The sequence below is a fragment of the Algoriphagus zhangzhouensis genome (genome assembly GCF_900148515.1).
Lineage (GTDB): Bacteria > Bacteroidota > Bacteroidia > Cytophagales > Cyclobacteriaceae > Algoriphagus > Algoriphagus zhangzhouensis.
Genome location: NZ_FRXN01000003.1, coordinates 554,880 through 568,473 on the forward strand (window position 1 = coordinate 554,880; position 13,594 = coordinate 568,473).

The following is a 13,594-nucleotide window of genomic DNA, read 5'->3' on the forward strand; positions in this document are numbered from 1 at the left end:
CTATCCCCACTATTTAAAAAATTAAATAAAAAAGGAGGGAATCCCCTCCTTTTTTACATACATCAATCAATACCTTAATTTTTAACCAAGGTAGTTTTTCCATTAATAGAGTTGTTTGGATCACTCCAATACAACACCAATGTATTTGTATCAGGATCAAATGAACCTTCTAGCGGCTCAACACTAGGCGCAGAGATATTGAATTCTCTTTGACCTGGTCTCAAGAACGTCAATACATTACAGTTGTCACCATAAATAGCCTGCTGAGTAGTACCGTATCCAAATGCAGCATAAAGACCTGCAGAAATATCAGATACAACGTACTCTCCAACTGCACCATCAACTGGTTCTACTGTAACTTGAGCGGTGAAAGTTCCAAAACGAGATTCACTAGTTGCAGTCCAAGTATCTGAAGCTGCTGAAATATTAGACTCGCAGATCACTGAAATATTCAATGACAAAGCAGCATAATTGGTAGAAACCGTAGCACCAGTCGCTGAATCGATAGTCATTTCCAAAACTGGAGCTTCAGAAGGATCAATATTTCCAGTTAATACAGTCACTGGGAAAGTAGCAACCCACTCCCCTGCAGGAATAGTCACTGTAGTTCCAGTAAAATCAACATGAACTCCCTGAACTGCAGTTGAGCTTTCAGTGTCTACTCCAATCGTCACAGAAATTGGTGAAGACGCATTTGAAGAAACTCTGTTTACTTGGATTTCAACCACATCAGTTTGAGTAGCATTTCTTCTAACCTGAGTCGTAGTCAATCCATTTGGCAAGTTTGCATCCTGGAATTCGACTTGATTTCCATCGTAGAAGGTATCAGTTCCCGGATCATCAAAACATGCTGTAGCTGTTAGTACCGTAAATAGTACTGCTACAAAGGAATATATCTTATTTATTTTCATTTTCATTTCCGGTTTTAGTTATAACCTGGGTTGTTTTCCAAACCTTCGTTCAAAGTCAATTGATCCTGAGGAATCGGAGCAAGTAGTCTGTAATCAGAATAAGGAACAGTCTCAAAGCTACCAGCTTTAGAAATGTCCATTCCGTTTCTCTTCAAGTCAAACCATCTATGACCTTCCAAAGCAAACTCAACTCTTCTTTCATTCATTACCAAATCGAACAAATCACTTCCAGTAACACTAGCTTCAACAGCTGCCAATCCTCTTTTAGATCTCAAAGCCGTCAAATCCGCTCTTGCGCCTGTTTCATCACCTGTTCTATATCTTGCTTCAGCTCTGATCAAATACAATTCAGCAGCTCTGATGATAGGAAGATTTTCCAAGAAATCTCCTTTGGCACCCAACCACTTATTTGATCTATAAACAGTACCATCAGCACCAGAACGAGTAGTTTCTGTCCAAGTATCCAATCTCACATCCCCTTCTTCATAAGAAGCCAATAGCTCATCAGAAGCAGTTAAGATAAACTGAGCACTTGCAAAAACATTTGCAGAAAGTGAACAAACGGAGTTGTTTACACCATCTACTGTAGACCAGTCATTTGATCTGATTTCGATTTCAAATAGAGATTCAGGGTTAGGGAAAGTAGAGAAACCTGCAACATAATCTGCAGCATCAGCCAAACCAGTTCCATCACTACCTAAACCAAAGGTAGACATCGCCTGAGTTGCCATGGAAGCCGCTTCAGCATATTTTCCCTCGTACAAATAAACTCTGGCAAGTAATGCCTCAGCAGAACCTTTAGAAGCTCTGTAAACACCAGAACCTCCCAAAGTCGCTGTAGGAAGCAAACCAATTGCTGTAGTCAAATCTGACTCCATCAAATCATATACTTCTCTATTTGTAGCTCTTGTTCTGAAATCAGCATCAGAGAATCCTAAGGTTGGAGTTGTACGGATGATTACAGATTTGTCCCATCCATTCACTTCTTTACCAGGTTCATATCCATAAACTCTAGCCAAATCGAAATAGAATAAGGCTCTAAGGAAATAAGCTTCACCTTTTACAATATTTCTAGTGGCATCATCTCCTTCCACACCATCAACTCCATCAAGGATGATGTTTGCTTCATTGATTCCGCCAAAGTGACCTGTTCCCCAAAGTCCAATATGAGCTCTGTCAGCATTTGCCTCCTGTCCGATGTAACGACCAGTGTTGGCAATAATTTTCAAGTTATCAGCCATAATTTCCGGAGCAATCATCAATTGCTGACCGTAATTATTGAAACCTCTTGCGCGACCATAAATGGTGAACAAAAGCGATTGATATCCATCTACATCTGCAAAAGCAGACTCTGGTGTAAGACTTTGTCTTGGTTCTGTATCCAAAAGATCAGAGCAAGATCCCAAAGCCAAAGCACTACCTAATGTTAGGATTTGTATATACTTTTTCATTCTGTCCTTAATTAGAAGTTAAGATTGATACCTGCAGTGAACTGCTTAGCATTTGGATATGAACCATAAGTAGTTCCGATAGAGTTTGCCTCTGGATCGATGCCATTGTATTTGGTGAAAGTCGCCAAATTCAATCCTTGCACGAATAGAGAAGCAGAGCTCATTCCCACTTTGCTAGCAGCAACAGAAGGAAGTGTATAGTTCAATGTTACTTGCTTCAATCTGATATATCCTCCATCGCTCAACAAACGAGTAGAAGATGTGTTGATAGCAGAAGTTCCTGGAGCTTGTCCACCTTCATATGGCCTACCTACTGTGGTAATGTCCCCAGGCTGCTTCCAGTAATCTTCTTGATTGATCAATAAGTTGCCAGTTCCAGAGCCCCAGTTACCAAGGTTATACAAATCTTGGTTGAACGCTAGGTTTCCGAACTGATATTGGAAGAATACTTCCAAAGAAACTGGACCATAAGTCAATGTATTCGATAAACCACCATAGCTGCTTGGAAGCGCACTTCCGATATAGCTCAAAGTAGACTCACCTGCCACATACGTATATCCACCATTCAAATCGCTGAACATTTGACGTCCATTCGCTGGATTCACACCCATGTAAGTGTTCATGTACCAGAAGGAAATCGGCTTACCTACGATCAAAGAGTTACCTACTCTATCCAATCCATCATATAGGGATATCAATTCGTTCTCCAAGAATGTAATGTTGAATCCAGTATTCCATTGGAATTTACCTGCTACAATGTTTACAGTTTGGATATCCAAATCAATTCCTTGGTTTCTAACTTGACCAGTGTTTCTAGTAATAGATCCAAATCCTGAGTCAGTTGGAAGAGGTGTATTGAACAATAGATCATTTGAATTCTTTCTCCAGAAGTCTACAGTACCGATGATTCTTCCGTTGAACAAGGTCCAGTCCAAACCAATGTTGAAGGTTTCTGCTTCTTCCCAAGTCAACAAGTCATTACCCAATTGAGAAAGAGACAAAGCACCTTCTCCTAGATATTGACCTCCATCACTTACAAGAGATCTTGAAGCAAAGTCAGAAATCAAAGAGTTACCAGTTACACCATAAGAAGCTCTCATTCTCAAGTTGTCCAACCAAGTCACATCCTGCAAGAATGCTTCAGAAGACAATCTCCATCCGAGGGATGCAGCGTAGAATGTACCCCACTTATTTTGCTCACCAAACCTTGAGTGACCGTCTCTTCTCAAAGTGAAGTCAGCAGTATATCTGTCATCGTAATCATATTTCGCCTGACCGAAAATACCAGCTCTTTTATACTCTGTGAAGTTTGAGTTAACCGCAAATGGAGTAGCAGCGTTTTGAAGATAAATCAAAGTTGGATTAGGAAAACCTCTACCGGTAGCAGATTGCAAGTCATCTTGAGCACCTTTATACTCAAAACCTAAAATACCAGAAATGGTATGCACATCATTAAACTTCTTGTTGAAGTTGAAGTTGTGGTTGGTATTAAAGTTATTCTTTCTTCTAGCAGTAAATACAGAAGCACCACCATAAGAAGAGAATACTGGAATAGTAGAAGGTCTGTTATTGATATCTGCGTTGTCGGAGAAGTCAATACCGAAATAAGAAGTAAAGCTCAACCAAGGAGCAAATTGATAGTTCAACTGCAAATTAGATACAGTTTGAACAGTCTTAGCACTTCTCAATTCTTCATAAACACCCTGAACGATGTTATATCCGAACAAGTGATTCGAAGGATATGCACCGAATGTACCGTCTTCGTTGTAAATAGGGACATTTGGTCTAGCAGAATAACCTGCCATGAAAGGACCGTTTACAAAGTTACCTCTATCAATGGTACCGTTTGTCTCTTGGAATGCCAAAGAAATGTTTGCAGAAACAGTAAACTTCTTACTTGGTCTGTGAGTCAAATTCAAACGACCAGTCGCTCTTTGATAGTCAGACTGAATCACTTGACCTTCTTGCTTGGTATAAGAACCAGAAAGGAAGAAAGTAGTCTTTTCATCACCACCAGAAACAGACAAATCATAAACACTCAAACGAGCTGTTCTGTACAAGGCATCCACCCAATCATAAGACTCCAAATTTGGATCCTCAGGATTACCATAAGTAGCAGCTGCATTTGCTGGATTCAATCCTGCATTGATGTATGCATCTCTTTTGATAGTTGCCAATTGAGTAGCATCCATTACGTCATACAATGCCAATGGCTGAACGATACCCTCTTGAACAGAAATTCTTGTTTTTGTAGATCCTTTAGAACCCTTTTTGGTAGTAATCAAAACTACACCATTCGCTGCCTGAGCTCCATAGATTGCTGCAGCTGCTGCATCTTTCAATACCTCAATTGATTCGATATCATTTGGGTTGATTGAAGCCAAAGCATTTTGAGAACCTTGACCAGAAAGACCACCATTATTTACCTGAACACCATCCACAATATAAAGTGGATCATTCCCAGCATTAATGGAGCCTACACCACGAATTCTCACGTTCAATGTACCACCTGGCTGACCAGAAGTGGAAGTCACTTGAACACCCGCGATACGACCTTGCATCGCACGGTCAAAAGATTGCATTGGAAGATCTTGGAAGATCTCACCTTTTACGGATGCAATCGCACCTGTAATCTCTCTTTTTGATTGATCACCGTATGAAGTGATCACAAATTCAGAAAGGGCCTGAACATCTGGCTCCAAAGCTACATTAATAGTAGCTTGATTACCGATGGTAACCTCCTGAGATCTTAGCCCAACAAAGCTAAAGACCAAAACATTGCTTCCGGCTGGAACAGAGATTGAATAGTTACCATCTAAATCAGTGGCAGTACCAATCGTTGTTCCCTTCACCAGAACTGTTGCACCTGGCACACCTAAGCCATCCTCAGTGGATGTGATGACACCAGTGATCACACGGCTTTGAGCAAACACTACCGCGCTCGCAAAAAACAGCATGAGTCCTAGAAGTAAAACTTTCCTCATATTTGGTTAAATTATGGTTTAAATTATACACAATGATATTCGATATCTTATTATCCTACAAGTAGTTAACTAGGAAATTTTATGATTGTTCTTTTCGAGATTTTAGTGCAATTGTCTAAAAATAGAGAGAAATCGAAATAAAATTCTGATCAATTTTCAAATGCATATTTTTGCAGAATTTTTTATTGACAATTGAATGTTAACAAAAGTTAATTTTAAGTTAAAAAAATATTTACAGTCAATTTTACCTATTTAAATACACGATACATTTTTTTATTCGCCAATAAATAGATTTATCAAAATATAATATCTCAAACCTTTAAATAACGTTTAAAACAATACTAATTTTATAAAAAACTAAAAATTACGACTCATTAAATAAGTTTATTTAGAAAAATATAAGATGTTTTTATATGTTTTTCGGAATTTTATTTTGCGCAAAACAAAGTCTTAAAGAGATCAAAAAATAATATTGATAAGGCTTTATAATACTTTGATAGTAATTCTTCTATTCAAAGCTTGGTTAGCTAATGTAGTATTTGGTACCATAGGAACTGTATCCCCCTTACCTTCTACAAGCACTCTACCCGGAAGCATGCCGTTTTCGATGAGATAGGTTTGAACGCTCGTAGCTCTCTGCAGACTCAATGTTTGATTGTAACTAGAAGAACCTACATTATCTGTATGACCCGTCACTAAAATATTGACGTTCGGATTCTCATTTAAAAATTTCACCAATCGTTTCAACGAGGTAAGCGACTCAGACTTCAGGTCATATTTATCAAAATCAAAGAAGATGTTTTCAAAGACAAATTCTTCTCCGGAGGCCACTGGTGTCAATTGAACCTCTAAGTCTTTTACATTTTGAATCTTGTCTCTTTCAACATTGAAAATCTTTGGCAAGAAACCTTTTTTCTCAACATAAAGCCCTGAAATGGATTTTTCCGGATAGAGCATCATAAATTCCCCAGTCTTTCCGTCCGCTTTGAATTCGTAGAGAGTACTGTCATTTGTCAAGGATATCAGTGACAAAGTCGCATCAATTGGTTCCCCAGTTTTGGAATTAAAGACCTTACCTCCAGTCACAGTTAAGTTCTCTCCCAAATAGATTTCTTTCGGGAATTTAAAACGATATAGCAAAGAACGATCTTGCTCAGTATGCTCCGATTTCAATTCCGTATAGTAGGCGTAATCCTTCTGCGCTGTGATAAATAAAGCCACCTGATCCAATTGATCATTGATTGGCAATCCTAGATTTTCAGGTTCATGAAACTCCCCTTCCTCTACCCGAGTCAAGAATATATCCATTCCACCAAAGCCCATATGTCCATTTGAGGCAAAAAAGAGAATTTCATTATTGAAAAACATAAAAGGAGAAATCTCATCCTTTGGAGTATTGACAGTTTCACCAAGATTTTTGGCGTCCGACCAAGAACCATCAGGCATTCGCACAGAATAATAGATGTCATTCCCTCCTAATCCCCCTCTTCGATTAGAAGAAAAGAATAAAATCCTACCATCCGCTGATAGAGATGGCTGGGAGTCCCAATATCTGGAATTGACTTTCTTCCCCATATTTTTAGGCCTTTGCCATCTTCCATTAACCTTGTAGGCAATATAAAGATCACAGCTACCTTCTGAATCCGGAGCATCGCATGATGTATAAATCAGGATATTTCCATCAGCCGTAACAGAACATGTTCCTTCATTGTATTGAGAATTGATCGTTTCAGCTATACTTTGAGGAAGAGTCCACCCCCCTTCCGGGTTCATATAAGCAGTAAAAATATCCTCTTTGTCGAAGTTGCCAGTCCCATCTCTTTTGGTAAAAAGAATTTGCTCACCATCTGCAGTTAGAACTGGAAAATATTGAAGCTGAAAGTTATTCAATGGATCTTCCAAAATCTCAATTTCGATAGACATCACATTTCCCAACTGGGATTTAATGAAATCCATTTGAGCCTTCATCTCCTTATAATACATATGGGTCCGAAATGAATCCTCCAACAATGGATCAACCGCCTCAAATTCCGTTAAGGCTTTTTCAAAATCACCCTTCTTTAGATAAATATTGGTAAAAACCCACCCTATATCTGCTGAATGCTTTGGTTTTGCATTTTTACCAGAAAGTCTGGATCGACCGGATTCTGCTACCCGTTCAGCTTCTTCCAAATCACCCATAGTGATCAGAAGTTGCGACATTTTCACATACGCCTCAATGAAAGAGCCTTCCCTGTTGATTGCATCTTGAAATTTCTCGATTGCTTCAGGGTATTTTCTTTGAGAAATCAGCTCTTCGCCTTCCTTATAAAAACGGGTAGCCCGACCATCGATGATGGAGAATTCCTGCGAAAACGCATAGGAACACAGAAAAAACAGTAAAAAACTTAAGAAAACAGGGCGCATGGACTTAAGGTATGTCCATAAATTTATGAGTTTGTAGGGAAATATTCCAAGTTGGGTGATTTTTAACGTAATCGATAATGATTGGAGTAAACTTTTCAGCTTTGCTCCACTCTGGTTGAAGCCTCTTTTCACAGGAAGAATTCACCAAAGCCGCATGCTCCTCGGCGAAGTCAAAATCGCTTTTATGAAATACTACAACTTTCAATTCATTCGCTTGCTCGTAAATAGAAGGATGAGGCTTTTTGAATTTTTTGGGTGAAAAGCAAACCCAGTCAAAATCACCTGAAAAGGGATGCGCCCCTGAGGTTTCAATATTAGTTGTAAATCCTTTTTCCTTCAACATCTTAGTCAAAGGTCCCAAATCATACATTAGTGGCTCACCTCCGGTAATGACCACTAAGCGACCTGGATGATTCAATCCTTCCTTTACTATTTGCTCGATGGATAAAACGGGCCATTTGCCGGCCTCCCAAGATTCTTTGACATCACACCAGACACAACCTACATCACAGCCTCCAAGCCGGATAAAATAAGCTGGATGCCCAGTAAATCTCCCTTCTCCCTGAATCGTATAAAAAGCTTCCATGATAGGAAGCATCAGTCCTTTTGCTACTTGATCTTTGGTATTCATGAATTTTTGATAAAGCGGGCGATTGAACCGCTGGTGAATTTTGAATTTGCAAAGGTAGCTGTTTGAATTGGAAAATTGAAAAATTACAAGATTGTAAAATTGACCTCTAATTCTACAACCCTTTCTCCATCACTATCCTGTAATCCTCCACTCCTCCTTTGGGAATTACCTCCAAAATTTTGAAGCCTCTTTTCAATCCAAAAGAGATCATTGCTGGAAATCTATTTCTTGTTTTGAAAAAGACTTTGGCAAACCCTTTTTCCTTTGCCCAGTTTTCTTGAAAATCAGCCAATGAGTCTGCAACACCAAACTTCCGGAATTCAGGCCTTACCCCTCCCATCCAGGAATAAAAAGTCTCCGGAGTATCGCTTTGATAGCCAACTTTGAATCCGATCAGCTCTCCTTCCTTTTCTGCCACCAGAGCCAAATACAAGCGATGCTTTAACCGATCACTATAAAAATCAAGAGAAGCTTTTCCAGGGAACTCCGGGATTTGCTGATGCATCCACAAAAGTTCCTCAAGAGAAGCTTCTCGAATTTTAAATTGAATATTGGAAGATTGTAACATTGAAAAATTGGAAGATTATTTACGGATTTAGATGTGAATTTACTTTTAAACCCTTCTAATTTTCAAATCTTTCAATTTTCAAATTTTTTAATCCTTTTTAATCGTAGGATAAGTCACTCCCAATTGTTCCAAATACGTATCATACTTAGTTTCATCATAATAGAACTTCTCCATTTCAGGACGGAATTTCTTCATGATTCCCTCATTCAAATAAATTGGAGGCACATCGTCAGCAGATATCATTGGCTTATATTGTTCTTCTTTGGTTTGAACATTTTTGAAATAATCCCAAGCCTGATCTACCAATTCCGGTTTCAGTAAGAAATCCAAAATGGTCATCGCTTCAGCTTTAGCTCCGGCAGTTACACCTTTATGAGCAATCGGAGTTGCCATCGCAATTGCATTTGCCCAATGATGACCAGGAAGTCCTGGAATATTTGAAGGGAATCTCATCGTTACAGTAGGTAATACCCAGGACACATCTCCAATATCATCCGAACCACCAGATCGTAGTTCTGTAGCTGGCGGTCTCAAAGTATCCAGTTTGGTTGGCAAACCTCTTTGCTCTGATCCCAACTCTTTCTGAAGTGCTTTTGCCAAAGTCTGGTCATTTTCATCCCAAGTAGGAAGACCAACCTGAACGATATTTTGATACATCGTCTCAGCAATCACCTTATTGAAGTGTCTAGGCCATGCAGTCCCCATAATTTTAGAAGTCATGGAAGTCCTAGTCATCATAGCAGCTCCTTCTGCAATCTCATTAGCTTGCTCATACATATCCATAATACCATCGTATTTCACATCACGGAAATAATACCAAATAGAAGCTTGAGAAGGAACCACATTTGGTTGATCTCCCCCATCAGTGATAACAGAGTGAGATCTTTTTGTAGGACTCAAATGCTCTCGCTTATAGTTCCAGCCTATATTCATCAATTCAGTGGCATCTGCAGCACTTCTTCCTCTCCAAGGAGCTCCTGCAGCATGAGCCGCTTCACCAGCAAAAGTGTATTCTACCGAAATCAATCCGGTACCTGAGGCAGCTCCGTAGCTTACACCCAAATTATTTCCTACGTGAGTGAAAATACAGATATCGATATCATCAAACATGCCGTCTCGAGCGAACCAAGCTTTGGCAGCCACCAATTCTTCGGCAATCCCTGGCCAGAGAACCAATGTCCCGCCGATGTTTTCCCGCTCCATAATTTCCTTCACTGCCAAAGCAGAAGTGATATTCAATGGAATACCTGCATTATGACCTTCTCCATGACCAGGAGCTCCTTCTACGATTGGTTTATGATAAGCTACCCCAGGATATTGAGATGCTTTCGGGATATCATCTACATCAGAACCTAGGGCGATAACAGGTCCATCTCCATTACTCCAAGTGGCAACCCAAGCTGTAGGAATTCCTGAGAACCCATGCTTGATTTCAAAACCATTTGATTCCAAAATCCCAGTCAAATATTTGGAAGATTCAAACTCCTGAAATCCCAATTCAGCGAAACTGAAAATCTTATCGACCATCACTTGACTTTGCTTGTGATGATCCTGAACAATTCCAGCTACCTCAGTTTTGAGAGCTTCAATTTGTTTGGGTGAATACTTTTTTTGGCCATAGCTGGCTCCACTTAGCCCTACCAGCAAGGCTAGGCCTAATAGTTTAATTTTTTTCATAAGCGTTGGTGGTTGTATGTGTGGAATTTAGCAAAAACCTGAAAAGAAAGGATATAAAAATGACCAATGGAAAAATCTCAATTCGAGAGGAATTGAAAATTTGCTTACCAAACCCGCTCGATTTTTCTATTTTTGCAGGCGTTTAGCTAAAATTTCAAGAAAATTACAATCATGGCGGAGTACAACTTCAGGGAGATCGAGCAGAAGTGGCAAAACTTCTGGAAAGAGAAAGGAACTTTTCATGCACAAGTGGACCCAAATCGTCCCAAATTCTATTCTTTGGACATGTTCCCATATCCTTCTGGAGCCGGACTACACGTAGGCCACCCGCTTGGATACATCGCCTCTGATATTATTTCCCGCTATAAAATGTTGCAAGGATTCAATGTCCTTCATCCGATGGGCTACGATTCTTTTGGACTTCCTGCAGAGCAATACGCTATTCAAACCGGACAACATCCAGCAATAACTACCGAGCAAAACATTGCTAGATATACCGAACAGCTAAAAAATATTGGTTTTGCTTTCGATTGGGAAAGAGAAGTGAGAACATCCGACCCTGCCTATTATAAATGGACTCAGTGGATCTTTATGCAGCTTTTCAACAGCTATTATGATCAGGATGCTGACAAAGCTCTTTCCATTGATTCCTTGGTTTCAAGATTTGAAAAAGAAGGAAACAAAGCTATCAAGGCTGTTTGTGATGATGAAACTCCGATTTTCACCGCCGAAGATTGGTCTGCTTTTTCTGAGAAGGAAAAAGCAGAAATGCTCTTGAAATACCGCTTGACTTATTTAGCTGAAACGACTGTCAACTGGTGTTCTGCTTTGGGAACTGTGCTTTCCAATGATGAAGTAAAAGATGGTTTCTCAGAAAGAGGCGGACATCCGGTAGAAAGAAAAAAAATGATGCAGTGGTCCATGAGAATCACTGCTTATGCAGATCGCTTGTTGAAAGGGTTGGATACCATCGATTGGTCCGAGCCTGTCAAAGAAATGCAGCGAAACTGGATCGGAAAATCAATTGGAGCGGAGGTTCTTTTTGACGTCAAGGGATCTGATAAAAAGATAAAAGTATTTACCACCCGTGTAGACACGATCTACGGGGTGACTTATTTGGCTTTGGCACCTGAGTCTGACTTAGCGGCTGAATTGATCACTGAGGATCAAAGAGAAACAGCTGAAGCCTATATCCAAGTGGCGAAAAACCGCTCAGAAAGAGAGCGAATGAGCGATGTGAAGACCATTTCTGGTGCTTTCACAGGAGCTTATGCCATTAACCCATTCAATGGTGAAGAAATCCAAATTTGGGTTGCTGACTACGTTTTGGCGGGTTACGGAACTGGAGCTGTAATGGCTGTACCGGCTCATGATGAGCGTGACTATAACTTTGCAAAGCATTTTGGATTGGAAATCCGCCAGGTGATCGAAGGATCCATGGAGGAAGGTTCTTTTCCTGGAAAAGGTGGATTGATCATCAATTCAGGGTTTATTTCTGGCTTGTATATGAAGGAAGCCATGGAAAAAGCCATTGAGTTTTTGGAAGAAAAAGGCATAGGAAAAGGCAAAATCCAATTCCGAATGAGAGATGCGATCTTTACGCGTCAGCGTTATTGGGGAGAGCCGCTTCCGGTTTATTTCAAAGATGGGCTTCCAAAATTGGTGGATGTAAAAGACTTGCCTTTGGTATTGCCTGAGGTGGACAAATACCTTCCAACAGAAGATGGGGAGCCACCATTAGGTCGTGCCAAAGACTGGACTTATAAAACTGAGGACGGAGAATATCCATTGGAACTTTCCACCATGCCAGGTTGGGCGGGTTCTAGTTGGTATTTCTTCCGCTACATGGATCCTAAAAACGATGAAGTTTTTGCTGACAAAGCAATTACTGATTACTGGGGTTCTGTAGACTTATATATCGGTGGATCCGAGCATGCTACTGGACACTTGCTGTATTCCAGATTCTGGACCAAGTTTTTGCATGATATCGGAGCGGTAAAAATCGACGAGCCATTCCAAAAAATGATCAACCAAGGAATGATCCAAGGCAGATCAAACTTTGTATATAGACAAAAAGGAACCAACACCTTCGTTTCCTATGGATTGAAAGACCAATATGACACTGCTGCCATGCACGTGGATGTCAATATTGTCTACAATGATCAATTGAACTTGGAGAAATTCAAGGCTTGGAGACCTGATTTGGCTGATGCTGAATTCATCTTGGAAGATGGCAAATACATCTGCGGAGCAGAAGTAGAAAAGATGTCCAAATCCAAATACAATGTGGTTAATCCGGATGATATCATCGAGAAATACGGAGCGGACACCTTGAGATTGTATGAAATGTTCTTGGGACCTTTGGAACAATTCAAGCCTTGGAACACCAATGGAATTGACGGAGTTTACAAGTTCTTGAGAAAGCTTTGGAACCTATACCATAATGCAAAAGGAGAATTTGAAGTATCGGATGCCAAAGCCTCTAAAGAAGAATTAAAGACCTTGCATAAAACCATCAAGAAGATGGACGATGACATGGCGAATTTCTCTTTCAACACTTCGGTTTCCAGCTTCATGATCTGTGTGAATGAACTGACTGCTTTGAAATCCAACAAACGTGAGATTTTGGAACCATTGGCAGTTTTGGTTTCTCCGTACGCTCCACATATTTCCGAAGAACTTTGGGCTTTGCTGGGCCATTCTGAGTCTGTCACCAAAGCTAGTTTCCCAGAATTCAATGCCGATTATTTGGTAGAAAGCAGCTTCGAATACCCTGTAATGATCAATGGTAAAATGCGTGCTAAATTGACTTTAAGCCTAGATTTGAGCAAGGAAGATATCGAAAAGGCAGCATTGGCAGATGAAACTGTTCAGAAATGGGTGGAAGGAAAAACACCTAAGAAAATCATCATTGTTCCAGGTAAAATCGTCAACTTGGTAGTATAATTCTGAAACAAGCAATCATA

General features: G+C 40.0%; 8 protein-coding genes. 1 reads left to right on the forward strand and 7 read right to left on the reverse strand.

Translation table 11 applies throughout. The annotated features are described in order from the left end of the window. Nucleotides 1-74 precede the first annotated feature (74 nt). The 7 genes from BUF13_RS12710 to BUF13_RS12740 all read right to left on the reverse strand — a co-directional run bounded on the left by BUF13_RS12710 (nt 75) and on the right by BUF13_RS12740 (nt 10,628). A complete protein-coding gene (locus BUF13_RS12710) occupies nt 75-911 on the reverse strand; it encodes a hypothetical protein (protein WP_134204460.1) in 837 nt (278 codons plus the stop codon). Nucleotides 912-925: 14 nt separating this feature from the next. Continuing rightward, nucleotides 926-2,362 (reverse strand): RagB/SusD family nutrient uptake outer membrane protein, encoded by a 1,437-nt coding sequence (locus BUF13_RS12715; RefSeq protein WP_073572169.1) that lies wholly within the window; start codon nt 2,360-2,362, stop codon nt 926-928. 11 nt (nt 2,363-2,373) lie between these two features. After that, on the reverse strand, nt 2,374-5,346 hold the full coding sequence (locus BUF13_RS12720; RefSeq protein ID WP_073572170.1) for a SusC/RagA family TonB-linked outer membrane protein: 2,973 nt from the start codon (nt 5,344-5,346) through the stop codon (nt 2,374-2,376). 483 nt (nt 5,347-5,829) lie between these two features. Next, nucleotides 5,830-7,752 carry an OmpA family protein gene (locus BUF13_RS12725; protein WP_073572171.1) on the reverse strand — a complete coding sequence of 641 codons (1,923 nt, stop codon included), beginning with the start codon at nt 7,750-7,752 and terminating at the stop codon, nt 5,830-5,832. Nucleotides 7,753-7,756: 4 nt separating this feature from the next. Then, nucleotides 7,757-8,383: a 7-carboxy-7-deazaguanine synthase QueE gene (locus BUF13_RS12730; protein ID WP_073572172.1), complete on the reverse strand. Its 627-nt coding sequence runs from the start codon at nt 8,381-8,383 to the stop codon at nt 7,757-7,759. A 112-nt stretch (nt 8,384-8,495) separates the two neighbouring features. Continuing rightward, nucleotides 8,496-8,951: a GNAT family N-acetyltransferase gene (locus tag BUF13_RS12735; RefSeq protein ID WP_073572173.1), complete on the reverse strand. Its 456-nt coding sequence runs from the start codon at nt 8,949-8,951 to the stop codon at nt 8,496-8,498. Between the two features lie 87 nt (nt 8,952-9,038). Next, on the reverse strand, nt 9,039-10,628 hold the full coding sequence (locus BUF13_RS12740) for an amidohydrolase (RefSeq protein WP_073572174.1): 1,590 nt from the start codon (nt 10,626-10,628) through the stop codon (nt 9,039-9,041). A 171-nt stretch (nt 10,629-10,799) separates the two neighbouring features. Here BUF13_RS12740 and leuS point away from each other — a divergent pair, with 171 nt between their 5' ends. After that, on the forward strand, nt 10,800-13,574 hold the full coding sequence (gene leuS, locus BUF13_RS12745; RefSeq protein ID WP_073572175.1) for a leucine--tRNA ligase: 2,775 nt from the start codon (nt 10,800-10,802) through the stop codon (nt 13,572-13,574). The last annotated feature ends 20 nt before the right edge of the window (nt 13,575-13,594 follow it).